Source organism: Lentzea albidocapillata subsp. violacea (assembly GCF_900100275.1).
GTDB lineage: Bacteria > Actinomycetota > Actinomycetes > Mycobacteriales > Pseudonocardiaceae > Lentzea > Lentzea violacea.
Genome location: NZ_FNET01000011.1, coordinates 125,553 through 148,248, shown reverse-complemented (window position 1 = coordinate 148,248; position 22,696 = coordinate 125,553). Strand labels below are relative to the sequence as shown.

The window sequence follows — 22,696 nt, the reverse complement described above, 5'->3', positions numbered from 1 at the left end:
CAGCGATGAGAGCGCTCTCACCAGTGGCCTGACGGGGTGTCTGCAAGTACTACCGACCGTCCAGTCGGCAGTACCTGCAGACACCCGAACCCACTAGGCGGTGGCGATGGCGAAGACGTGCATGTTTCCATCCTCCGGAAGTGTCACGCTCTGCAGAGTTTTGCCCTCCGGAGCCACGTACGTCTTCGTGGCGAAGATGTGCGTGGCGACCTTCTCGCTGCCACCACCCGACTGGTTGCGGTACGGCGTGGCCGCGACGATTACGTTGCCGTAGCTGGGGGCTGCCCCACCGCCGCCGAGCGTCCAGTCGCTGAAGCCGATCTCGACGGTCGCGGTGGTGCCGTCCGTGAACGTCACCGTGGCCGCCTTCGTCCGCGCCCCGTTCGCCGCGGAACCGACGAAAGCGAGCCGCGTACCCGACAGGGCAAGCGTTTGCTTCGCCGAAGTCGCGTTGTCGGGACGGCCGGGAGGTGACGACGGCCAGGTGAACGTCAGGCCGTCCACGGTGCCCGTGCCGCCCGGCGGGAGGCCGGCCGTGGCCAGCGCCTCCCGCGAGTAGCTGTAGCCGCCGCCGTCGAAGTCGCCCTCGCCGGTGGCGTCGGCGGAGGCGCCCACGTTGTTCACGGCCGCGAGCATGCTGCCCGCCGGTGCTACCTTCACGATCTGGGGCAGCACCACGGGTTTCGCGGCTCCCTCGACGTTCACCGTCACGGTGATGTCGTAGAAGCCCTGCGCCGCATCGGGTTTGGCCGTGACCGTGAACTCGGACGGCACGGCACCGGTCGCCGGCGTGAACGTGAGCGCGTCCGAGCCGGTGATCGTGTAGGTCGCCTTCGGGTCACCGTCGTAGAGCTTGACCGAGTCGACCTTCGCCGTGACCGACCTGCCCGGCTCCACGACGAGCTGCCGCGGCTCGACCGTGAGGAAGTACGGCTGGTCGTGCCTGATCGGCTTCTCGCCGTCGCGGAACGACGGCGGGGCGTCCGAGGCACCCGTGCCCCACCCGGAAGGAGCCTTGCCCAGCACGAAGTCCAGCTTGCCGCCGCGTTCCACGAACGACTCGGGCAGCCAGGTCTTCGACGACGCGCGACCGTTGACCTTCAGCGACTGCACGTACTTCGTGGCGCTGTTCGCGGCGGGCGCGGTGATCGTGATGTCCTTGCCGCCACCGCGGTTGATCTTCACCGACGTGAACAGCGGGCTGCTCAGCACCAGCTCGGCGCGCGACGGTACCTGCGGGCAGATGCCCATCGCGGTGAACACGAACCACGACGACATGGCGCCGAGGTCGTCGTTGCCGGGAATGCCGCCGGGGGCGTTCTTCCACAGCGTGTTGACGGTCTCGCGCAGCGTCTCCTGCGCCTTGGTGGGCTGGCCGGTGTAGTTGTAGAGCCACGGCACGTTCACCGACGGCTCGTTGTCCAGTTCGGACTTCGCGCCACCGCGGCCCGTCAACGCCCACGTGCCGTCGGCGTTGTGGAAGAAGTCGTCCAGCCGCTTGTTGGCGCGCTCACGGCCGCCCAGCGAGTCCACGAGCCCGGCGACGTTGTGCGTCACCATCCACGTGTACTGGGCGCTACTGCCCTCGACGAACCCGTTGCCGGTGTCCGGCGTGAAGTCCTTGACCCACGTGCCGTCGGCGTTGCGGTTGCGGATGTAGCCGCCTGTCCTGTCCGCGACCGGATCGAAGTTGTTCTGCCACCACTGCGCGCGCTCGGCGAACGTCCTCGCGATCTTCCTGTCGCCCGTGCGCCCGGCCAGCTGGCTGATCGCGAAGTCCGCCGCGGAGATCTCCAGGGTCTCCGCCGCGCCACCCCAGGCGTTCGACACGGCCGGCATGTACTTGTGCTGCAGGTACTTGTCGAGCGACGGCCGCTGCCCGACCGACATGACGGCCCAGCCTTCCTTGCTCAGGTCCAGCGCCGTGGGCACGGTCGCGGCCTTGACCAACGACTTCAACGACGCCCTGAGGTCGTACTTGTCGCCGCCGAACGCCGAGATGGCGGCCAGCGCGATCGGCGCCGGGTCGCCGTTCATCACGTGGGTGCCGCCGCTGTTGTGCGTCCAGCGGTCCCACACGCCGTTGTTCTGCTCGGCCTGGTTGAGCAGCGACTGCGCGATGTCCGAGCCGATCCGCGGTTCGAGCAGGGTGAGCAGCTGCAGCTGCGAGCGGTAGACGTCCCAGCCGGAGAACGTGCCGTACTGGGCCTTCTGCCGTCTCTTGTCGATCTTGTGGGTCCTGCCGTCGAACCCGGCGTACTCGCCGTTGACGTCGCTGAACAGGTTGGGGTGCAACAGCGAGTGGTACAGCGCGGTGTAGAACTTGGTCCGCTCGTCATCGGAGCCGCCGCCGACTTCGATGCGCCTGAGCTGCTTCTGCCACGCGATGTACGCGTTGTCCCTCATGTCCTCAATGGACTGACCCTTGTTCTCGGCCCTGAGGTTCTCGCGCGCGTTGTCCGGGCTGACGTAGGAGATGCCGACCTTGACGCCCACCTGGCTGCCGGGCGCGAACCCGAGGTACGCCCCGGAACCCTTGCCCAGCACCGGCCAGCCGTTCGTCCCGTACGTCGTGCCGCCCTTGGAGGACGTGCTTCCGGGCGTGACAACGTTGTCCTGGTACGTGCCGACCTCGGTGAACTCCTGGTCGAACTCCGCCACGAAGTGCAGCGTGTAGTAGCTGCGGCGGCCGGCCTGGTTGATGTACCCGCAGAAGTTTCCGCTGGTCACGGACCCGGTGATGGTCCGCTTGTCCTTGTCGACCACGGTCTGCGCGGCACTGCTGCCGACCTGCGACTTGGACGTGTTGATCAGCACCGTCGCCGGCTTGTCCGCGGGGAAGCTGAACCGCGCGGCACCGGTGCGTTCGGTGGCGGACAGCTCGGCCTTGGCGCCGGACTTGAGCGTCACGTCGTACCGGCCGGGCTTGGCCACCTCGTCCGCGTGCGCGAACTCGCTGGCGTAGACCGCGTCGGTCGCGTCCGTGGTCGGCGAGGTGGTGACGGCCCCGACGTGCGGGAAGATCGGGATGTCACCGCTGCCGCCCGCGCAGCCCGTTCCCGACATGTGGGTGAGGCTGAAGCCGCGGATCTTCGTGGCGTCGTACCGGTATCCGCCGGGAGCCGCGGCGCGCAGGGTGTTGCCGCGACTGGCTTCCGGGCTGAAGGAGAACATGCCGAACGGCACGACCGCGCCGGGAAAGGTGTTCCCGAGGTTGGTCGTGCCGATGAACGGGTTCACGTGTGCCGCCGGATCGGGCACCACCTGGATCTGGGGCTGAGCGGAGGCAGGGACCACTCCGAACGTCATGGCCGCCGCCACCGCAGCTGTCGTGAGGACTCTTCGCTGCATGGTCGCGGACCCTACTTACCGTGCCCGCTCAACCCCAGAGAGCGACACGAAGTTGTCGTCAAACGGACAAGCGCTGCTCCATGAAGGCCCTCAGCGCGGGCCAATCGCAGTCTTCCGCGACCTCTACCTGGTGCTTTCCTTCGACGAGCGCACCCTCGTCGTCGACATCGAGCAGGTGCGTCGTGGTCTTCAGCGTGCCGGGGATGATCGCCTCGGCCACCGCCACGGCGTCGTGGACGTAGATGCCCTCGTTCTCCGACCGGCCGGCCAGATACGCGCGGTAGGTGCCGGTGAGGTTGCTCAGCGTCTGGTCGACCTTGGCGAGGAACTCGGCGTCGGCGATGCACCGGTGGGTGAGGTTGAGCGGTACGACGATCGGGTTCGCCTTACGGATGACCGTCCTCGCGGCCTGGGGATCGGCCCAGAAGTTGAACTCGGCCCTGGCGGTGGTGTTGCCGACATCCAGCCCGCCACCCATGACGATCAGGCGCGGGAACTCGACACCCGCGTCGAGCGCCCTGGCGATGTTGGTCTGCGGCCCGATGGCGACCACAACCGTCTCCGGCGTCAGCCGCTCGCGGAAGAAGCCGGTGACGTCGTCGCCGAAGAGTTCGGTGTCGCTCTCGGGCAACGTGTGCGCCTGCCCGCCGAGTCCGTCCTCGCCGTGCACGTCCGCGGCCCCGCCCGGTCCTTCCGCGCCCCGGACCACCGGCACGTCCGTGCGGCCGAGGTAGGCGAGCAGCCGCTGGGCGTTGCGGGTGGTGAGGTCGAGCCCTACGTTGCCGAACACCGTGGTGAGGCCGACGAGCTCGACCTCTGGGCTGCGGGCGGCGAGCGCGATCGCGAACGCGTCGTCCACGCCGGGGTCGGTGTCGATGATGAGCCTGTGTGCCATGCGTCCAGCCTGCCCGACGACGCGTGCCGGGCAGGCCGGCGCCCCTGCGCGCGGTGGCGCTGTGAGGGCTCACAGCGCCACTGCGGGCATCAGAAGGTGAAACAGAGCGGGGCGGTGATGTGCTTCGAGCAGCGGACCTCGCGGGTGGTGCTGCCTGTCTGGCCGCGGCTGTCGGTGACGGTCAGCTTCACCTGGTAGACGCGGGAGACGTTGGGGTAGCTGTGCGAGATCGTCCTGCCGGTTCCGGTGGTGCCGTCGTCGAAGGCCCACGCGTGGCCGCCGACGGCGCCTTCCTCGTCCGTCGACGCGCTGCCGTCGAAGGAGCAGGTCCCGCGCTGGCAACGGGCGGTGAACGCGGCCGTGGGAGGCAGGTCGCCCGCCTTGACCATGCGGCGGGTGGTGTTCGTCTTGCCCGCGTTGTCGGTCACGGTCAGCCGGACGCTGTAGTAGGCCGCCTTGCCGTAGGTGTGCCCGGCCGTCATGCCGGTACCGGTGCTGCCGTCGCCGAAGTCCCAGGCGTAGCCGGTGATGGTGCCGTCGGTGTCGGTCGAGCCGGCCGCGTCGAACGAGCAGGTGGTGTTCGACGTGGAGCAGGCACTGGTGAACGCCGCGGTCGGGCGGCCGGGGTCCGCGGCGCCCGCCGGGTAGTCCTGAGTGGACCGCACGTCGAGCAGCGGTTCCTTGACGTTGTCGCCCGAGTCGTCGGTCCAGTCGGTGTTCGCGGTGTCGATCAGCCGCTGCCGCACGGCGAGGACGCCGTCGCGGCCGGTGGCGTGGTTGCCGTTCGCCGTGAGCAGACCGGCGGCACCCGCGACGTGCGGCGCGGCCATGGAGGTGCCGCTCAGCACCTTGTACCCGCCGTCGAGGAACGTCGAGTTGATGCACGTGCCGGGCGCGGCGATCTCCACCGTGGAGCCGAAGTTGCTGAAGTCGGCCAGGGTGTCGTCCTGGTCGGCGCGGCACGTCGATCCCGCCCCGCCGCCCGGCCTGCCGTTGAAGTCGGCGAGCGCGGACACCGTGACGACGTCCGGGTGGTTGGCAGGGAAGAACGTCCTGGCGTCCTTGTCGTTGTTGCCCGCGGCCACGACGAACACCACGCCCTTGGCCACCGCGTTGGTGATGGCCTGGCCGAGCGCGGCGTCGGTGCAGTTGTCGCAGCCGAGGCTCATGTTCGCCACCTCGATCTCGGCGGCGTTCGCGGCGACCCAGTCGACGCCGGCGGTGACCCCGGACAGGTTGCCGCTGCCACTGGCGTTCAGGACCTTGGCCGACCAGATGCGGGCGCCGGGGGCGATACCGACGACTCCGTTGCCGTCGTCGCGGGCGCCGATCGTGCCCGCCACGTGGGTGCCGTGGCCGTGGTCGTCAGCGCCGGAGTTGGGGGCGCAGGTGGTGCTGTTGACGCAGTTCGCGCGGGCCACGACGGTCAGGTCGGGGTGCTGGGCGACCCCGGTGTCGATCACCGCGACGTCGACGTCGACGCTGTAGTCGTTGCTGCCGTTGATTTTCAGGTTCGGGTTGGCGGTGGCGTACGCGCGGTCGACGCCGGTGGGGACGGTGTCGGTGGTGTGCACGACCCGGTCCGGTTCGACCGAGGCGACCCTCGGGTCGCGGCGCAGCGCGTCGGCGCCACCGGGAGACAGGGTGGCCGAGAATCCACGCAGCGCGTGCCGGTAGACGTGGCCGACCTGGCCGCCGTGCCGGTCGACGTGCCCGGCGGCGAACGAGGCCGCGTCCTGGGTGCCGTGCAGAACGACGACGTACCCGGACTCGGCCGGTGCCGCCGCGGAGACGCCGGTGAGGGCGGTTGATGTCAGCGCCAGCGCCGCGGCTCCGGTGAGCAGCGCAGTGGTGAATGTGCGCACGGTTGGGTCCTCTCGCAGGATGTTCGCAGGGCCGCAAACGAGTTGCGGTGCGGCAACTGTCCGAGGAGAAGACCGCGGGGAACAACGCCGGAAATCGTGCGTAGGGTTACGCGTTCGATCAGCCGTGGTCCTCCGGCCGCAGCTCGTCGCGGCCGGTGGCGCCGAGCTTGTGCAGAACGCTGGCGGCGTGTCGTTCGACCGTGCGTGGCGACAGGAACAGCACCTCGGCGATCTGCCGGTTCGTGCGGCCGAGGGCGAGCAGGCGAGCCACCTGGCGCTCCCTCGGCGACAGCTCCGTGCCGTAACCCCGGCGGCCAGGGCGCGCGCCGGTCGTGCCGCCATGCTCGCGCACGAGGTGGTCGCAGCGGGCGAGGTCCCACGTCGCACCGAGCGTGGTGAACAGCCGGGTCGCCTCCGTGAGCCGTCCGGACGACGGTGGCAGACACCGCGCGGCGGCCTCCAGGGCGCGAGCGTGCTCGTACGGCCGGGGAAGCGCGGCGAGCAGCGTCGCGGCTTGGTCGTAGAGCGTCGCTGCGTCGTCGAACCGCTCCCGCGCCGCCGCGATCGCCGCCCGCCCGAACGGCACCATCGAGTGCGCGAACGGGCAGTCGCGTCCGGCCACATCCGCGGCGAACTCGTCGAGCAACCGCTTCGCCCCCACCGGATCACCGGTGAGCAGCAGGGCCTCCACCCCGGCGTCGACGAGCTCGGTCGCCCACGCCCAGACCCCCTTGCCGTGCAGGACCTCCACGGTCGCCGCCAGTTCGTCTACGGCCTCCTCGGTCCGCCCGCGGACCAGCGCGAGCCGGATCCGCGTCGCGGCGGCGCAGATCACCACCGGCCCGTACCATCCGTTCATCGAACGAAGCCCATGTGCCCCAAGGTATTCCTCGGCTTCGTCCCACTCGCCCCTGGCCAGCGCGAGCTGCGCCAGCACGAGTGAGGCGTCGACGGCGACGAACGTGGTGTGCGTGGCGAGCTCCAGGTAGGCCTTCGCGCGTTCGGCGAGCCCGTCCCACCGGCCGGTGACGTGGTCGAGCCGCAGCCGGTTCGACGTGGCCATCTGCCACGGGTACGACGGCCCGCTGCGGCTCGCGAGGTCCTCCGCCCCCGTGAGGAAGTCCGCTGCCGCCAGGTGATGCCCCAGCGCGATCGCGGCGTCGGAGAAGTTGGCGCAGCCGCGCAGCAGCTCGCGGCGTTCACCGATCGTCGCCCCGTCCGCGGGGAGCTCGGCGATCGCGTCCCAGGCGCGCGGGTCACCGATCTGCGCCAGCGTGCTCGCCCGGTTGACCGCGATCGCGAGGAGCAGCACCGGATCACCGCGGTCGGGCACGGTCCGCTCGACCTCTGCCAGCCACCGCAGGTTCTCGGCCACATGGCAGCTACCCCAGTAGGGAACGGCCAGGGCCGACATCGCGCGGGCCGCCAGCGCTGGACGGCGACCCAGCTCGGCGATCGCCACCCGGAGCTGGGCACGGCCGCTCTCGCCGTCGCCCGCCTGGTTCGCCAGCAGCAGCGCCAGATCGAGTCGCAGCTCGCCGCGCAGCCCGGCCGGGAGCCGCCCGTCGGCGAGGATGCCGCGCAGCAGCGCGACCGTCTCGTCGTACGCGAGACTGCCGAGACCCAGCCGCCCCAGCCGGACCGCGAGGGCACCCCGCTGGGCGCGGGGCAGGTCCGGCTCGGCGAGCAGCTCCTGCAACAGCTCGATCGCGTCCGCTGTGTTCATGTGCTGGACCGCGCGTTCGGCGTACCGGGCGGCCGTGACCAGGTCCCCCGCCGACCGGCTGTGGAAGACCAGGTCCCCCGGCGCGTCCTGATCCCGGTGCAACGCCGCGACGTACGCCGCGTGCCCGCGCCGGCGTTCGATCGGGTGCAGCCCTCGCTCCACGACGATCCCGCTCACCGGCGGGTGGAACGTGAACGCGCGGCCGTCCGCGGACGCCATGACACCGGTGTCCACGGCGGCGGCCAATGCCGCCTCCACTTCCGGTGCCCCGAGCCCGCACACCTCGCCGAGCAACGAGATCGACACCGGACGCCGCGACAGCGCGGCGGCGGCGACCACCGGCCGTGCCTGTTCGGGCAACGACGCCAGCCGCTGCTCGACCAGCTCGCTGACCGACCGGGGAACCCCTTTACGTCGCAACGCTTCGCGTGGCTGATCCTCCTCGGAGGACAGATGGTTCACCAGTGCGTGCACCAGCACCGGCACGCCGCCGGTCAGCTCATGCAGTTCGCCGGCGCACGACCGTCCGACGAACGCCGCCGTCTCGGCCGCGGTCCACGGTCCGACCTCGACGTGGTGCATGCCGGCCGACGCGGCCGAGCTGAGCCGGGTGCCCAGCGGCGGCTCGGCGCCGGGCGTCCAGGTCAGCAGCAGCGCGGCGTTCTCCGGTGGCCGCGTCACCAGGTACCGCAACACCTGCCGGGACCGGTGGTCAGCGCACTCCAGGTCCTCGACGACCACCAGCCACGCGCCGAGCAGGTCACGCAACGCCCTGCACACGTGGTGCAGCTCGTCCGCTTCGACGGCGGCCAGGACAGGCCTCAGGTCACCACCGGCCAGCCCGCTGACCATCTCCCGCACGAGCACGTACGGCCCGTCCGGCAAGCCGCGGCACCCGATGACCACTCGCTTCCGGTCGACCGCGTCGAGCACCCGCCCGGCCAACCAGGTCTTGCCCGTCCCCGGTTCCCCGGTGACCACCACGACCCCGTGGGGACTCAGCGCCGCGACCACTTCGTCTACCAACGAACCGCTTCCGGCCACCCAGACCTCCCCGTGCAGACGCCGCGCGATGGCCATGATGCCGTTCCGTTCCTGGCCCGGAGTTAAAGTGCCGCGCATGACTTCGATGTGGGGTGCCCCGGTCTGGACTCGCTGGCGCAGGTCGCGCCGTGACCCGATGCAGGCGCGGTTCCTCACACTGGCGTCCCTGCGCTGGGTCCTGCGCCACCGCGCCTACACCCCCTGGTACATCGTGCGGTACTGGCGCCTGCTGAAGTTCCGCCTGCTCAACCCGCACGTCGTCCTGCGCGGCATGGTGTTCTTCGGCAAGCGCGTCGAGGTCATGGCAAGGCCGGGCTTCGGCCGCCTGGAGATCGGCCGCTGGGTGCACATCGGCGACGGCAACGCCATCCGCTGCCACGAGGGGTCGCTGCGCATCGGCGACAAGGTCGTGTTCGGCAAGGACAACACGGTCAACTGCTACCTCGACATCGAGATCGGCGCGTCGTCCCTCGTCGCGGACTGGGTCTACATCTGCGACTTCGACCACAAGGTCGAGGACATCACGCTGCCGATCAAGGACCAGGGCATCGTGAAGTCGCCGGTGCGGATCGGGCCGGACTGCTGGCTCGGCACCAAGGTGACGGTGCTGCGCGGCACGCGCGTCGGGCGTGGGTGCGTGCTCGGCGCGCACGCCGTGGTGCGTGGGGACGTGCCGGACTTCAAGATCGCGGTCGGGATGCCGGCTCGGGTGGTGCGGGATCGGCGGGCCGACTACGAGGCCGATGCGCAGCGGCGGGCGGACATCGCGGACATGGCCCGCAAGGCCAAGGACGCCCTGACCAAGCGGGCGGAGGACGCTTCGGCCTGACGGTCAGCGAGCTACGCGCTGCGGCCAGGTCAGCGGCGCGAGCTCCGGGCGCTTGGGCACGAAACCGTCACCCGGCTGCCGCCCGATCAGCTTGTTGCGCGTCCGCGAGTACGCGACCGGCAGCACCTGGTCACGCAGCCACCGCCAGTGGTCCAGCACCGACGTGGCCGCGGCCTTGCCCTCCAGCGGCGCGAGCCAGGACTCGTCGAACGGGATGCCGAGCGCCGACAGCACGTGGCCGGCCAACCGCCTGTGCCCCAACGACGACAGGTGCAGGCGGTCTGGGCCGAAGTAGCGTGAGTCGTGCACGCACTCGTCGGCCTCCACGTCGACCAGAATCGCGCCGTAGCGGGAAGCCGCGGTGCGCATCGCGGAGTTCAAGGTCTCGATGCGTGGGCGCATGCGCCGGCCGAACGGCATGCGGTGCGAGATGTCGCTCAACGTGAAGACGGCGACGGTCGGCGCGAACGACGTCACGGCGCGCACCATCGCGTCCGCCCGTTGTGCGATCTGCGTCAAGGTCGCGTTGGACATCACGTCGTTGCCGCCGCCGAAGAGCACCACCAGGTCGGGCTCCAACGCCGTGGCGGACGGGACCTGCTCCACCAGCATCTGGTCGAGACGGCGGCCGCGCACGGCGAGGTTGGCGTAGCGGAAGCCCGGCGCGTCCAGTGCGGACGCGACCCGGTCCGCCCAGCCTCGGTACCCGCCGTCGGGGAGCAGGTCGTCCAGGCCCTCGGCGCAGCTGTCCCCGAGCGCCACGAAGCGTTGGTAGTTCATTCAGTCCTCGGTCACCTTCTGTTAACGGGACCGGCGACTGTAGCGGACCTAGGTGAACAGATTTCCCGTCGCGATCTTGGGGCGGCCGAGGACGCGTGGTTCGCGCACGACAGCGGACTCGTAGACCGACGCCGTGCCGGCGGCGATCTTGGACCAGTTGAAGTCGGACACCAGACGTGCCTTGGCAGCGCGCGCACGAACAGCGGCCGAGGCCGGATCTGACAGCACGTCACGCACGGCGCGCGTGAGTCCGTCCACGTCACCGGGGGCGAACGACAGGCCGGTGACGCCGTCCAGCACGACCTCGCCGAGCCCGCCGGCGGTCGACGCGACCAGGGGCGTTCCGGCGGCTGCTGCTTCGAGGGCCACGATGCCGAAAGGCTCGTAGCGCGAGGGGAGCACGACGGCGTCGGCCGCGGTGAGCAACGCCGCCAGCGACCTGTCGGAGAGGTGGCCGACGAACTCCACTGCGCGCAGCACGCGATGTTTGCGCGCCTGGTCCTGCAACCACTCGGTCTGCGACCCGCCGCCGGCCACGACGACGCGCGTGCCGCGGTGGAAGCGGCGGATCCGGGGGAGTGCGGCGATCAGGTCCTGGATGCCCTTCTCCCACTCGATGCGGCCGAAGAAGAGCAGCAACGGATCACCGTGCGGCGAGTACGTGCGGCGGGCGGCGCCGACGTCCTTCGCGCGCACCTTCCAGCCGCCCGGCTCGATGCCGTTGTGCAGCACGGAAACCTCGGCGGTGTCCACTTCGAACAGATGGCCGACCTCGCCGCGCATCGCCGACGAGCAGGTGATCAGGGAGTCGGCGCGGTTCGCCAGCCACCACTCCACCGAATGCACCTGCTGGTTCAGCGGGTGCGACAGCCAGCCCGAGTGCCGGCCAGCCTCGGTCGCGTGGATCGTCGCGACCAGCGGCACGCCGAAGGACTCCGCCAGCGCGACGGCCGGATGCGTGACGAGCCAGTCGTGCGCGTGCACGACGTCCGGGCGCCACGAGCCCAGCGCCAGCCCGGCGCGCGTCATCGCGTGCCCCATCGCGAGCGTCCAGGCCAGCAGGTCCTTCTCGAACACGAAGTGCGCGGGGTCCTCGGCGACGCGGATCAGCCGCACGCCCTCGCTCACCAGGTCCACGGTGGGGTGGGTGATCGCGTCGGTGCCGGAGGGCTGGCGGCACAGCACGACGACGTCGTGCCCCTGCCCGGCCAGCTGTGTCGCGAGCGCGTGGACGTGCCTGCCCAGCCCGCCGACGACCACCGGCGGGTACTCCCACGACAACATCAGCACGCGCATCCCGTTACCCCATTCCTCGCGCGTCCAGATGCCCGAACGGGCCGTCCGCCGCGCGGAGCTCCGTTGCTCTGCCCAGTCCGCGACCGCTTCGCGCCAACGACGCGAGCTCGCTGAAGCGATCGCTGTGAATCTTCGCGCGGTAGCGGGCGTAGTCGGCGGCCGAGTCCTTCGTGACCATGAACGCCCAGTCGCTCGACAACGCCAGCAGCGCCTCGCGCACCGCCTGGTCCAGCACCGGGTTCCGCACGCCGGCGGAGAAGTCCAGTTCCAGCAGTTCCTTCTGCACCGACTCGTTCAGCGACACGATGTCCGACACCTGCGCGCCGTCCCACACCCGCCAGTCCTTGCCGCTGCCCCACGACGACGCGGGCAGCTCGACCGGCGCACCCACGTGCCCGGCCTCGACGGCGCCCCGCAACGTCGTCACGCGCACGCCCGCCTCCGGCAACGCCCGCAGCACGGCCTCCAGCCACAAGGGACCTTCGTGCCACCAGTGCCCGTACAGCTCGGTGTCGTAGGCCGCCACGACGAGGCCGTCGTCGATCGCCCGCAGCCGACGCACGACCGTTTCCACGAAATCGGCCACGTGCCGGTCGAGAGCTTCGCGCGCCAGCGACGGGTCGTACGGCCGCTTGTCCTCCGGCGCCACGTTCTTGCCGGTCACGCGCGACGGCTTGAGGCCAGTCGGGTGGTCGTAGGTGTGAAAATCCCGGTACGCGGCATCGCCCGGATAGCCGACCTTCGGCGACCAGACGCGGTACGAGACCTCCAGATCGCGTCCGAACGCCAGCACGTCCGACGAGCCGACGGGGTGCGCGGACGAGGTGTCGCCGTGCAGCGCGGGCCCGTCGACCATGAACCGCCGCACGCCCGCCGCCGCGTAGCCCTCCTCCATGCCGGGCGAGTAACCGCACTCGGGCGCCCAGATCCCTTCCGGCGCACGTCCGACGCGCAGCGCGGTGTCGTCCAGACCGGTCCGCAGCGCGAAGGCCCGCACCCGCGGGTCCAGCAACGGCTGGAAGGGGTGCGTGGCCGGTCCGCCGAGCAGCTCGATCGTCGAGGAGTCCACAAGGGATCTCAGAACCGGCGAGAACCCGTGCCGCCACTGGCTTTCGAACTTCTCGAGTGCCCAGGAGGATGCGCGGTGCTCGTACGTGGACAGCTCGGGCAGCCGTTCCCCGGCGAGGTGCGAGCGCAGGTGCCAGTTGCCGAGCCAGTCGTGCATGCCCCGTAAGCAGTACGGGTCGTCGAGCTGTGCGGCCAGGACCGGGGTGACGCCGAGCGTCAGGACGTCGGAACGGCCCTCGTCGGCGAACCGCCGCAGCATGTCCACGAGGGGCAGGTACGAGTGCGCCCACGCCTGGTAGAGCCACTCCTCGCCGACCGGCCACGCGCCGTGGTGCGCGAGCCAGGGCAGATGGCTGTGCAGGACGAGGCAGAACGTGCCTTCCGAAGCTCCGGTTGTCACGTGCGCACCGCTACGGCCACGAGGTCGAGGCAGCCGTCCATGTCGTCAGGGGTGATGTCGAAGTCCTCCACCGTCACCGACTCCACAGCCTCCTTGAGCTCGGCCGGCCACGGCGCACCGGACAGGGCGACTTCGACCTGTGCGTTGATGATCTGTCCGTTCAGGAGCGTGTCAAGCCTTCGTCCGTGACGCAGTCCCGTCAGTTCGTCAACGCGGAAACCTGCGTCGCGCAGCATCTCGTCCAGTTCGGACGGTGCGAGTTCCCTGGTGTGGAACGGGTTCAGTGGCGTGTCCTGGCCGGGTGAGAACGTCAGCCTGTTCGGCGTCGTCACGATGAGTTTTCCGCCGGGGCGCAGCACCCGCCGGCACTCCGCCAGGAACTCCTCCTGGTCCCACAGGTGCTCGATGACCTGCAGGTTCGCCACGACGTCGACGCTGCCGCCGCGCAACGGCAGGGTCGCCAGGTTGCCGCGCAGCACGTCGAGCTGCGGGTACGCGCGCGACACGTGCCGCGAGGTCAGCTCGTCGTAGTCGAGGGCGATCACGCGGCGCGCGACCGTGCGGATCAGCTGCGCGCCGTAGCCCTCGCCGCAGCCCGCCTCCAGCACGACGGCGTCCGCGCAGTGGCCGATGAGGTGTAGATACGCCGCCTCGTGCCGCCGGAACCAGTAGTTCTCTTCCGCGATACCGGGCACGGTGCGTTCGCCGGTCAGGGGGAGGGTCACGCCCGCCAGGTTACTTGCCAGTAGACCGCCTGCGAACTACCTGGTGCGCGATGGCCGCCGCGACACCCGTCGCGGCGAGCGCCGCGGTCATCGCGGGACTCATGTACTTCGACAGGCTGGGAGCCTCGCTCGGACCGGCGAGCCACATCGTCAACGGGATGGCGTAGGCGAGTGTGAGCGCTCCCGTCCACCAGCGGAGCACCCGCGAACGGCGGTCGCGCAGGCTCGCGCCGAGCACGACGGCGATCGGAATGCCGGAGAGCAGGCCGAACTGGCCGATGACCAGGACCGGGGCGGCCCAGGCCGTGACCAGTACCGACTTCGACGGGTGAGCGGCGTTAGTGGTGGTCGTCTTCATGATGGTCTCCTTCGTTCGTTAGTATCAGTTATGCTAGTTAGAGGCTATAACTCTGGTGACATGCAGAAGCTAAACCGAAGGCAGTGTGACTGTCAATAACGAATGTGAGAAGGTCTAACCATGGTGACGGACTCAGACGTGCACACGGGACGGAACCCTCGCGAGCGTTACCGCGCCCAGGTGCGCGACGAGGTCAAACGCCACGCGTGGGAGCAGATCGCCTCGGCCGGGGTGACAGCGTTGTCACTCAACGCCATCGCCAAGGAGATGGGCATGAGCGGGCCCGCGCTCTACCGGTACTTCGCCGGTCGCGACGAGCTGATCACCGCGCTCATCCGGGACGCCTACCGCAGCCTCGCCGACACCGTCCGTGCCGCCCACGCGGCGGGTACCACCGTCGTGGGGCTCGCCGCGGTCATCAGGGAGTGGGCGCTGAGCGACCCGCAGCGGTACATGCTCATCTACGGCACGCCCGTACCCGGCTACCAGGCGCCCGCCGACATCACCGCGATCGCGGACGAGATCCTCGCCGTGCTGCTGGAGGTCTGCGGCGGCTCGCCGGACGAGCAGCCGCGGTCCCCGTTCGACGTCGTCCTGAGCCTGAACCACGGGTGGGCGGGCGCTCTGCCGGCGCCGTCGCCCTCGGTGCACCGCGCCCTGTCCTTCTGGACCCGGCTGCAGGGCGTGCTCTCGCTCGAACTCGCCGGGCACCTCACGCCCATGGGGTTCGATCCGGGGCTCCTCCTCGCGGAGGAGGTCGCAGACCTCTGATCAGAACGGCGAGACCGTGACGGCCAGTGCGCCCGGCCCGACGTTCGCGCCGATCGCCGCGCTGACCTGTGTCAGGACGATGTCGCGGGCGTGCGGGATCCGCTTCTGCAGCATCTGGAGCAGCTCGTGGCCCTCCTTCTCGGCCGCGAAGTGCTCGACCGCGAGGTCCGCGTTGCGCCCGTACGCGAGCGCCACGGCCTTGTCCACGAGCTTCGCCAGCGCCCGATCGCGGCCGACGACCTTGTCGAACGGTTCCACCTCGCCGTTCACCACCGTGAGCAGCGGTTTCACCGAGAGCGCGTCACCGAAGAGCTTCGCCGCCGCGCTGACCCGCCCGGCCTGGCGCAGGTAGTGCAGGGTGTCGACGTAGATCAGCACGTTCGCGTCACGCCCGCGCTGCTCGGCGACGCTGCGCGCGTTCTGGACGTTGCCGCCGCTCTGCACGATCCGCGCGGCCGCGAGCGCCGCGAACCCGAGCGTCATCCCCGACGAGTGCGAGTCCACGATGAACACCGGCACGCGCGACTTGGCCGCGGCCGCCTTCGCCGCGTCCGTCGCGGGGGAGAGCTTCGGCGTCACGTGCACCGAGATGATCGTCTCCGCGCCCTTGGCCCACGCGTCCTGGTAGGCCCAGAAGAACGCGTCCGGCGCCGGCGGCTGCGTCGTGATCGGGATCTGCGCCTCCATCGCCCGCAGCAGCCTGTCGGTCGGCACGTAGGCCTCGTCGATCAGCTCCGACCCGATCTTGAGCTGCATCGGGACCGTGATGATGTTGAACCGATCCGCCAGACGGGCCGGGAGTGACGCGGTCGAGTCGGTGACGACGGCTACTCGTGAGGACACGAACGAGGAGGTTAACGAAGGGTGATCGAAGTAGCCACGACCGACGGAAGGCAATTCGTGTGATCTAGCCCTGGCTGGTCGCTTTCCGTGCACGGCGAACGCGCGGAGTGAACACCCTGGAAAGGCGCCCCGCTTGACACAATCGGGTGACTGGTCGGTGTTTGGTGTTGATCTAGGGACGACTTGTTTGTCCAGGAAAAAGCCATTATTCCCGGTGTTACACCATGGCCGTCCGTCCACTTCCGACGCTGGTTGGCCCCACCTGCCGTGGGTAAGCTCGCACAATCTTCAGCCCGGTTGAGTGAGTAGGTGACCATGGGTGCAAAAGAGCAGGAACTAGTTCCGCTGCACGCCGGTTTCGACGTTGTCTACCGAGGTTTTCACCGACGTCAGGTCATCGAGCACATCGAGAATCTCGAGGAGCAGCTTCGCTTCACGAGCCTCGACAGGGCCGAGGCGCTGGCGCAGGCAGCGGATCTGCGCAAGCTGCTGGAAATGACGCGCCGGGACCTGGAGGACGCGCGCGCCAGGATCGAACGCCTCGAGTCCACCTCGGGCACGCACGCGAGCGCCACCGAACGGATGCACCGCATGCTCCGCCTCGCCGAGGACGAGACGGCGGAGATGCACCTGCAGGCCGAACGCGAGTGCGCTGATCTCCGTGCGCGCACCGACGTCGAACTGGCCGCACTGCGTGCCGAGGCCGAGCGCGAGTCCGCCGCCATGCGCGCGGAGGCCGAGTCCGAGCTCTACGCCGCACGGCAGGACTGCGCCAGCCGCGCCGCCACCATGGAACGGCGCGAGCTGGAGATGGAACGCCGCTGCGCCGACCTCGAAGCCCAGCACCGCCAGCGCGCCGACGAGGTGGAGCGCGAGTGCGCGGAGGCGGTCGCCGAGGCCCAGGCCGACGCGGACATGCTGCTGCGGGAGACCGCGCTCCAGTGCAACTCGCTGGAGGCCGACTCCGAACGCAAGCGCGAGAAGGCCCAGCAGTTCTTCGAACTCACGATGACCCGGCGCCGCAACGAGGCCGCGCAACACCTGCAGGAGCAGGAGGCGCTGGCCAGGGCACGCTCGGAGTTCATGGTGAAGATGGCGTGCCGCGAGGCGCAACGCAGGCTGGCCGAGGTCGCCGACCGCACCGCCGAACTGCACGAACTCAAGCGCGTCGTCCACTCGCAACTGTCCACGGCCCGCGCCGCTCTGTCCGTGGCCGCTGACCGAGTCGCCCCGCTGCACATCCCCGAGCAGGTGGCCGCATCGTGAAGCGCTGGGTTCCGCTCGTCGTCGGTGCGCTGATGGTGCCCGCGTCGGTGACGGCGTTCGGGTTCTCCGTGTACGGCGACGAGCTGGAGACGGCGCTGTCGTCCTCGCCCGCGGTGCCCGCCGTCCAGACCGGCCCCGTCCCGGTCTCCGACTTCGTGGCACCGCTGCGAATGGAGCCGCCCGCGCCGGTGCTGCTGTCCCCCGCGGTCGCGCAGCAGGCGGTGCGCGACCTGTTCTCGGCGCACGCCGTCAAGGGCATCACGTTCGCGCCGGGCACCGCGTCACTGGCAGGGCGTGGCGAGGACGTGCGGCGTTCGCTGGCCAGCGTACTGCGCAACGCCACCGGCTCGGTGACGTTGGTGGCGCACGCGTGGAACGGCGAGACGGCCTCGCACCGCTGCGATGTGCTCGCGATGGAGCGAGCAGCCCTGCTGCGGCAGTACCTGGCCGAGCAGGGCGTGGACAAGGTCGTCGCCACTCGCGTGATCGTGGACCCCGTGTGGGGCCCGCCCACGGATTTCGGTCCTCAGATCGACGTCCTCGTCAGCTAGGAGCCTTCGCAATGGCAGGGGCAGTCGGGATCGTCTTCGGGCTCTGCGTGCTGTCCTTCACGTTAGGGGCGGCCCTCATGTACGTGCTGGTGCGGCGTCGCGAGGACGCCGACTCCCGCGAGCCCGCCGCCTCGGAGGCGCGGGACGAGCGGATGTGGGTGCGGAAGCCCGCCGCGGTCGAGCCGGTGGACGACGAGTACGACTCGCGGCCGATCCACCGCAATCCCGTGATGGGGCTGCCGCAGATGGAACCGGCGCTGGCGGCGCTGGCCGAGCCGGTGGTGAAGCCCGCGCCGATGGCGGAACCCGAGCTGGCGGCGACACCTGAGCTGGTCGCGAGGCCTGCGCTGGCCGCTGAATCCGAGCGGTCGGTCGGGCTCGCGCCGGTGGCCGAGTTCGAGCCCGTGGACGAGCTGACGCCGGTGGCCGAGTTCGAGCCGGTCACGAAGGCCGAGCAGGTCACGAAGGCCGCGCCGGCGATGAAGCCCGAGCCCGTGGTGGAGCGCGAATGGCTCGCAGAGCCAGAAACTGTCGGTGCTGCTCGATATGATCGGGATGGGGACCTCGTTCCCCCCATGGGGGATTTCGAAGCCCCCGAATCAACCGTAGCGCCGAGCACCGACAGTCCCGAGACCGTCGCGAAGCACGCCGAACCCACCGATCCGGCAACCGAAGCACTCGCCGAGACGACTGTTGAGGCGCCCGCCGAGGAGACCGAGCCGGAACCGGCCCCGAGCCCTGCCGGGCAGACCGCACTACCTCCACCCGCCACACCCCAGCCCGTCGAGCACACGACGTGGGTAGAGCGGGAGGACTTCCGCCAGCGCTACCTGCGGACGTTCGAAGAGGTGCGCCGCAAGGCGGGCAGCAACTAGCGCGAGAACCAGCGCGCCAACGGGCAGGGCACAGGCGTGGAATGTCGGAAAGTCGTCGGTACCTGTCCGATTATCGCCGGACTTCTGCCGGTGCATGCTGATATCAATCGATCATGACTTCCGCCGCTGATCGCACGAAGCTCTTCCACGCGCTGCACAAGCCCGGCCCGCTGGCCCTCCCGAACGCCTGGGACGTCGCCTCCGCCCTCGTCGTCGAGGCCGCCGGCGCGACCGCTGTCGCCACCACGAGTGCGGGTGTGGCGTGGAGCCTCGGCGCTGCCGACGGCGACCACATCGCACGCGACCGGGCGGTCGATCTCGTGGCCAGGATCGTTGCCGCCGTGGGGATTCCGGTGAGCGCGGACATCGAGACCGGGTTCGGTGGCACGGCCGGCGACGTGGCTGAGACGGTGCGTGCGGTCGCCGAGGCCGGGGCGTCCGGGGTGAACGTCGAGGACGGGCTCGGTGCGGGGCAGCGTGACGTCGCGGAGCAGGCTGAGCGGTATGCGGCGGCGCACGAGGCCGCGCCGGAGTTGTACATCAACGCGCGGATCGACACGTTCCTGCGTGGCGTCGGTGACCCGGCTACGAGGCTCGAGCGGACGCTGGAGCGCGCCGCGAAGTACCTCGAGGCCGGGGCTAGCGGCATCTTCGTGCCGGGGGTGACCGATCTGGAGACCGTCGGGGAGCTGGCGAAGGGCATCGCCGCGCCGCTCAACGTTCTGGTGGGTCCCGGCGCGCCCGCCGTCGGCGAGTTCGCGAAGGCGGGCGTGGCGCGGGTCAGTCTCGGCTCTGCGGTGGCCGAGGCGGCCTACGCCGTCGCCAGGCGGGCAGCGGAGGAAATGCTGACCAAGGGCACGTACGGCAGCGTTGAGAACGGCATCGCTTACGGCGATCTCAACGCGCTCTTCAAGAGTTAGTGCTTCCTGCCGCGAAGCTTGCGCAGCAGCTGTTCGGCCTTTGCGCGCTTGCGCGGGTCTTGCGCCATCTGCCGTGCCTTGGCTTGCAGCTTGTGGCCCTGCGGACTGCGCAGGAACCTGGTGATCTTGTCCATGAAGCCGGCCATCGGTCCTCCAGGTGTCCGTTACGTCCATTTCAACGGACGAAACCGCTCCCGGAGTTCCCGTTGATCAGACCGGCGAAACTGTGATCCCCAGCGCACCGGGGCCGACGTGGGCGCCGATGGCCGAGCTGACCTGCGTCAACATGAACTGGCGGACGTTGGGCACGCTGCGCCGGAGCTTGCGCAGCAGCCGCGACGCCTTCTCCTCGGCGTCGAAGTGCTCCACGGCGACGTCCACGGTGTCGGTGCCCGCGCGCTTGATCGCGATGTCCAGCATCCGGTTGAGCGCGCGGTCGGCGCCCATCACCTTGTCCAGCGGCGTGATCTGGCCGTCGGCCATGGTCAGCAGCGGCTTCATCGACAGCACGCCGCCGACCAGCGCGGCGGCGGCGCCGATGCGGCCGCCGCGGCGCAGGTACTCGAGGGTGTCGACGTAGATCAGCTCGGTGGACCTGTCGAAACGGCGCTGCGCGGTCGCGAGCACCTTCTCCACGCTGCCGCCCGCCTCGGCCACCTTCGCGGCGGCCTGGACGGCGTAGCCGATGCTCATTCCGCAGGTGTGCGTGTCCACGACGTGCACGGGCACGCGGACCTTGCCGGCGGCTTCGCGAGCGGCCTCGACGGTCGCGGACTGGCGGCTCGACACGTGCACGGACACGATCGAGCGAACGCCCTGCGCGGCCAGTTCGTTGTATGTCCAGAAGAACGCGCCGGGGTCGGGCGGAATCGTCGCGACGGGCACGTTCGAACGCATGGCCGAAACCAGGTCGGGAACGGCGATGCGGGACTCGTCGTCGGTGTGGTCGCCGATCCGTACCTGGATCTGCACCACTTCGATGCCGAGTTGATCAGTCATCTGCGCCGGGAGACAAGCGGTGGAGTCTGTCACGATCGCTACTCGCCGGTACATGTCCACGCAGCCTAGTCCCCTGAATGGGGTAGGTCTCAGTTGGTGGCGTTAACGGGTGATAACTGTCACGCTGGCGGGGTGCTTGCTGCTGTTTGCGGGGGTGCTACTGGCGGGTAACATCCGGGTGATGGCAGGGTCGTGAACACCCGGCGGCGCCGTTCTACAGTCCTCCGCGTCAGCGTCGCCGCCCGTCCGCAGGAGGTCGAAGAGGACCTATGAACATTGTTGTCCTGGTCAAGCAGGTGCCTGACACCTGGTCCGAGCGCAAGCTCACCGACGCCGACCACACCCTTGACCGCGAATCCGCGGATGCCGTGCTCGACGAGATCAACGAGCGCGCCGTCGAAGAGGCCCTGCAGCTGCAGGAAGCCCACGGCGGCGAGGTAACCGTGATCGCGATGGGTCCCGACCGCGCCACCGACGCCATTCGCAAGGCGCTGTCGATGGGTGCGGACAAGGCGATCCACGTGAGCGACGAGGCGCTGCACGGCTCGGACGTGCTGGCGACGGCGAAGGTCCTCGCGAAGGCGATCGGCACGGTCGAGAACGTCGACCTGGTCATCGCGGGCAACGAGGCCACCGACGGCCGCGCGGGCGCTGTTCCGGCGATCCTCGCCGAGCTGCTCGGCCTGCCGCAGGTCACTCAGCTGCGCAAGGTCACGGTCGAGGGCACGACGATCAAGGGTGAGCGCGAGACCGACGAGGGCGTCGCGTTCCTCGAGGCCTCGCTCCCGGCCGTGGTCTCCGTGACCGAGAAGATCAACGAGCCGCGTTACCCGTCCTTCAAGGGCATCATGGCCGCGAAGAAGAAGCCCGTCTCCACGCTCACCGTGGCGGACCTGGGCATCGACGCGTCCGAGGTCGGCCTGTCCGGCGCGTACACCCAGGTGCAGGAGGCTTCCCCGAAGCCGCCGCGCAGCGCGGGTCAGCGCGTCGAGGACAGCGGCGACGGCGGTTCCAAGATCGCCGAGTTCCTCGTCGGCCAGAAGCTCATCTGAGGGAGGGGAAGTCATGTCTGAAGTTCTGGTACTGGTCGACCACGTCGACGGCGAGGTCAAGAAGGTCAGCTACGAGCTGCTGACGGCCGCGCGCCGCCTGGGCACCCCGGCCGCAGTGGTCGTGGGCGCTCCCGGCACCGCGTCGAAGATCCGCGAGTCGCTGGGCAGGTACGGCGCCGCGAAGGTCTACGCCGTCGAGTCCGACGACGCCGCCGGCTTCCTCACGACCCCGAAGGTCGACGCGCTGGCCGCACTCGTCCCGAACGCGTCCGCGGTGCTCGTCTCCGCGACGATCGAGGGCAAGGAGGTCGCGGGCCGTCTCGCCGCGCGCATCGACTCCGGCTGGCTCGTCGACGTCGTGGACGTCGAGGCCGACGGCACCGGCGTGCAGTCCATCTTCGGTGGCGCGTTCGTCGTCAGGGCGAAGGTCAGCAAGGGCACCCCGGTCATCACCGTCCGCCCCGGCGGCGTCGAGTCCGAGGAGTCCGCGGCGGACGCCGTGCTGGACGAGTCGGTCTCCATCACCGTGGACACCGCCAAGTCCGCCCGCATCACCTCGCGGGAAGCCGTCGTCGGCGGCGACCGCCCGGAGCTGACCGAGGCCTCGGTCGTCGTCTCCGGTGGCCGCGGCGTCGGCTCGGCCGAGAAGTTCTCCGTCGTCGAGGAGCTCGCCGACTCGCTCGGTGCCGCCGTCGGTGCCTCGCGCGCCGCCGTCGACTCGGGCTACTACCCGCACCAGTTCCAGGTGGGCCAGACCGGTAAGACGGTCTCGCCGCAGCTGTACGTGGCGCTGGGCATCTCCGGTGCCATCCAGCACCGCGCGGGTATGCAGACCTCGAAGACGATCGTCGCGGTCAACAAGGACCCCGAGGCGCCGATCTTCGAGATCGCCGACTTCGGTGTCGTGGGCGACCTGTTCAACGTCGCGCCGCAGCTGACCGAGGACGTCAAGAAGCGCAAGGGCTGAGCACTCCGCTCACCGAGGGCCGTCCCGTTCATTCACGGGGCGGCCCTTTCGCGTTCACGACACCACCTCGGGTTAACCCGACTGCCACTGACCGGTCATCGTTCTGACCTGCTGT

20 protein-coding genes are annotated in these 22,696 nt (G+C 69.9%); 8 read left to right on the top strand and 12 right to left on the bottom strand.

Features of this window, described 5'->3' with window-relative positions; genetic code table 11:
• Positions 1–93: 93 nt before the first annotated feature.
• The 4 genes from BLR21_RS24320 to BLR21_RS24305 form a co-directional block, all read right to left on the bottom strand.
• A complete protein-coding gene (locus BLR21_RS24320; protein WP_090008590.1) occupies positions 94–3,351 on the bottom strand; it encodes a GH92 family glycosyl hydrolase in 3,258 nt (1,085 codons plus the stop codon).
• Positions 3,352–3,409: 58 nt separating this feature from the next.
• A complete protein-coding gene (locus BLR21_RS24315; protein WP_030481261.1) occupies positions 3,410–4,246 on the bottom strand; it encodes a nucleoside hydrolase in 837 nt (278 codons plus the stop codon).
• A gap of 89 nt (positions 4,247–4,335) precedes the next feature.
• Positions 4,336–6,111, bottom strand: a complete 1,776-nt coding sequence (locus BLR21_RS24310) for a S8 family serine peptidase (RefSeq protein WP_218130953.1) — start codon at positions 6,109–6,111, stop codon at positions 4,336–4,338.
• Positions 6,112–6,229: 118 nt separating this feature from the next.
• Entirely contained in the window at positions 6,230–8,959 is a 2,730-nt protein-coding gene (locus BLR21_RS24305; RefSeq protein ID WP_143027855.1) for a LuxR C-terminal-related transcriptional regulator, read from the bottom strand.
• Here BLR21_RS24305 and BLR21_RS24300 point away from each other — a divergent pair.
• Positions 8,958–9,710 carry an acyltransferase gene (locus BLR21_RS24300; protein WP_090008846.1) on the top strand — a complete coding sequence of 251 codons (753 nt, stop codon included), beginning with the start codon at positions 8,958–8,960 and terminating at the stop codon, positions 9,708–9,710. The genes BLR21_RS24305 and BLR21_RS24300 overlap by 2 nt on opposite strands.
• Positions 9,711–9,713: 3 nt before the next feature.
• Here the strand turns inward: BLR21_RS24300 and BLR21_RS24295 are convergent, their stop codons facing one another.
• The 5 genes from BLR21_RS24295 to BLR21_RS24275 are packed head-to-tail and all read right to left on the bottom strand — an operon-like array spanning position 9,714 to position 14,337.
• Entirely contained in the window at positions 9,714–10,490 is a 777-nt protein-coding gene (locus BLR21_RS24295) for an SGNH/GDSL hydrolase family protein (protein ID WP_090008586.1), read from the bottom strand.
• A 48-nt stretch (positions 10,491–10,538) separates the two neighbouring features.
• Positions 10,539–11,786, bottom strand: coding sequence for a glycosyltransferase family 4 protein (locus BLR21_RS24290; protein ID WP_090008584.1), 1,248 nt, complete (start codon positions 11,784–11,786; stop codon positions 10,539–10,541).
• 4 nt (positions 11,787–11,790) lie between these two features.
• Positions 11,791–13,254 (bottom strand): 1,4-alpha-glucan branching protein domain-containing protein, encoded by a 1,464-nt coding sequence (locus BLR21_RS24285; RefSeq protein WP_090008582.1) that lies wholly within the window; start codon positions 13,252–13,254, stop codon positions 11,791–11,793.
• Positions 13,251–13,979: a class I SAM-dependent methyltransferase gene (locus BLR21_RS24280; RefSeq protein ID WP_256334906.1), complete on the bottom strand. Its 729-nt coding sequence runs from the start codon at positions 13,977–13,979 to the stop codon at positions 13,251–13,253. Before BLR21_RS24280 ends, BLR21_RS24285 begins: the two co-directional genes overlap by 4 nt.
• 10 nt (positions 13,980–13,989) lie before the next feature.
• A complete protein-coding gene (locus BLR21_RS24275) occupies positions 13,990–14,337 on the bottom strand; it encodes a hypothetical protein (protein WP_090008580.1) in 348 nt (115 codons plus the stop codon).
• A 120-nt stretch (positions 14,338–14,457) separates the two neighbouring features.
• Here BLR21_RS24275 and BLR21_RS24270 point away from each other — a divergent pair, with 120 nt between their 5' ends.
• On the top strand, positions 14,458–15,108 hold the full coding sequence (locus BLR21_RS24270; protein WP_090008578.1) for a TetR/AcrR family transcriptional regulator: 651 nt from the start codon (positions 14,458–14,460) through the stop codon (positions 15,106–15,108).
• Here BLR21_RS24270 and BLR21_RS24265 read toward each other — a convergent pair whose 3' ends face one another.
• Positions 15,109–15,951 carry a DegV family protein gene (locus tag BLR21_RS24265; protein ID WP_176929769.1) on the bottom strand — a complete coding sequence of 281 codons (843 nt, stop codon included), beginning with the start codon at positions 15,949–15,951 and terminating at the stop codon, positions 15,109–15,111.
• A gap of 315 nt (positions 15,952–16,266) precedes the next feature.
• Here BLR21_RS24265 and BLR21_RS24260 point away from each other — a divergent pair, with 315 nt between their 5' ends.
• The 4 genes from BLR21_RS24260 to BLR21_RS24245 all read left to right on the top strand — a co-directional run bounded on the left by BLR21_RS24260 (position 16,267) and on the right by BLR21_RS24245 (position 19,563).
• Positions 16,267–17,217 carry a coiled-coil domain-containing protein gene (locus BLR21_RS24260; RefSeq protein WP_090008574.1) on the top strand — a complete coding sequence of 317 codons (951 nt, stop codon included), beginning with the start codon at positions 16,267–16,269 and terminating at the stop codon, positions 17,215–17,217.
• Positions 17,214–17,768 carry a hypothetical protein gene (locus BLR21_RS24255; RefSeq protein WP_090008573.1) on the top strand — a complete coding sequence of 185 codons (555 nt, stop codon included), beginning with the start codon at positions 17,214–17,216 and terminating at the stop codon, positions 17,766–17,768. The genes BLR21_RS24260 and BLR21_RS24255 overlap by 4 nt, the downstream gene beginning before the upstream one ends.
• An 11-nt stretch (positions 17,769–17,779) precedes the next feature.
• The gene (locus tag BLR21_RS24250) at positions 17,780–18,643 is read left to right on the top strand and encodes a ribonuclease E domain-containing protein (RefSeq protein ID WP_090008571.1); all 864 of its coding nucleotides are present in this window, start codon (positions 17,780–17,782) and stop codon (positions 18,641–18,643) included.
• Between the two features lie 113 nt (positions 18,644–18,756).
• Entirely contained in the window at positions 18,757–19,563 is an 807-nt protein-coding gene (locus BLR21_RS24245; protein ID WP_090008569.1) for an isocitrate lyase/PEP mutase family protein, read from the top strand.
• On the opposite strand, the gene BLR21_RS42695 is transcribed toward BLR21_RS24245, so the two are convergent.
• Positions 19,560–19,709: a hypothetical protein gene (locus tag BLR21_RS42695; RefSeq protein ID WP_169746028.1), complete on the bottom strand. Its 150-nt coding sequence runs from the start codon at positions 19,707–19,709 to the stop codon at positions 19,560–19,562. The genes BLR21_RS24245 and BLR21_RS42695 overlap by 4 nt on opposite strands.
• Before the next feature lie 64 nt (positions 19,710–19,773).
• Positions 19,774–20,616, bottom strand: coding sequence for a DegV family protein (locus BLR21_RS24240; RefSeq protein WP_090008568.1), 843 nt, complete (start codon positions 20,614–20,616; stop codon positions 19,774–19,776).
• Between the two features lie 215 nt (positions 20,617–20,831).
• Here BLR21_RS24240 and BLR21_RS24235 point away from each other — a divergent pair, with 215 nt between their 5' ends.
• Positions 20,832–21,614, top strand: a complete 783-nt coding sequence (locus BLR21_RS24235; RefSeq protein WP_090008566.1) for an electron transfer flavoprotein subunit beta/FixA family protein — start codon at positions 20,832–20,834, stop codon at positions 21,612–21,614.
• A 13-nt stretch (positions 21,615–21,627) separates the two neighbouring features.
• Positions 21,628–22,581 carry an electron transfer flavoprotein subunit alpha/FixB family protein gene (locus BLR21_RS24230; RefSeq protein WP_090008564.1) on the top strand — a complete coding sequence of 318 codons (954 nt, stop codon included), beginning with the start codon at positions 21,628–21,630 and terminating at the stop codon, positions 22,579–22,581.
• The last annotated feature ends 115 nt before the right edge of the window (positions 22,582–22,696 follow it).

Bases quoted from the DNA above. Each gene is read 5' to 3' on its own strand.
- BLR21_RS24320 (WP_090008590.1), bottom strand. From the start codon at position 3,351: ATGCAGCGAAGAGTCCTCACGACAGCTGCGGTGGCGGCGGCCATGACG.
- BLR21_RS24315 (WP_030481261.1), bottom strand. From the start codon at position 4,246: ATGGCACACAGGCTCATCATCGACACCGACCCCGGCGTGGACGACGCG.
- BLR21_RS24300 (WP_090008846.1), top strand. From the start codon at position 8,958: ATGACTTCGATGTGGGGTGCCCCGGTCTGGACTCGCTGGCGCAGGTCG.
- BLR21_RS24305 (WP_143027855.1), bottom strand. From the start codon at position 8,959: ATGCGCGGCACTTTAACTCCGGGCCAGGAACGGAACGGCATCATGGCC.
- BLR21_RS24295 (WP_090008586.1), bottom strand. From the start codon at position 10,490: ATGAACTACCAACGCTTCGTGGCGCTCGGGGACAGCTGCGCCGAGGGC.
- BLR21_RS24290 (WP_090008584.1), bottom strand. From the start codon at position 11,786: ATGCGCGTGCTGATGTTGTCGTGGGAGTACCCGCCGGTGGTCGTCGGC.
- BLR21_RS24275 (WP_090008580.1), bottom strand. From the start codon at position 14,337: ATGAAGACGACCACCACTAACGCCGCTCACCCGTCGAAGTCGGTACTG.
- BLR21_RS24270 (WP_090008578.1), top strand. From the start codon at position 14,458: ATGGTGACGGACTCAGACGTGCACACGGGACGGAACCCTCGCGAGCGT.
- BLR21_RS24260 (WP_090008574.1), top strand. From the start codon at position 16,267: ATGGGTGCAAAAGAGCAGGAACTAGTTCCGCTGCACGCCGGTTTCGAC.
- BLR21_RS24250 (WP_090008571.1), top strand. From the start codon at position 17,780: ATGGCAGGGGCAGTCGGGATCGTCTTCGGGCTCTGCGTGCTGTCCTTC.
- BLR21_RS24245 (WP_090008569.1), top strand. From the start codon at position 18,757: ATGACTTCCGCCGCTGATCGCACGAAGCTCTTCCACGCGCTGCACAAG.
- BLR21_RS42695 (WP_169746028.1), bottom strand. From the start codon at position 19,709: ATGGCCGGCTTCATGGACAAGATCACCAGGTTCCTGCGCAGTCCGCAG.
- BLR21_RS24240 (WP_090008568.1), bottom strand. From the start codon at position 20,616: ATGTACCGGCGAGTAGCGATCGTGACAGACTCCACCGCTTGTCTCCCG.
- BLR21_RS24235 (WP_090008566.1), top strand. From the start codon at position 20,832: ATGAACATTGTTGTCCTGGTCAAGCAGGTGCCTGACACCTGGTCCGAG.
- BLR21_RS24230 (WP_090008564.1), top strand. From the start codon at position 21,628: ATGTCTGAAGTTCTGGTACTGGTCGACCACGTCGACGGCGAGGTCAAG.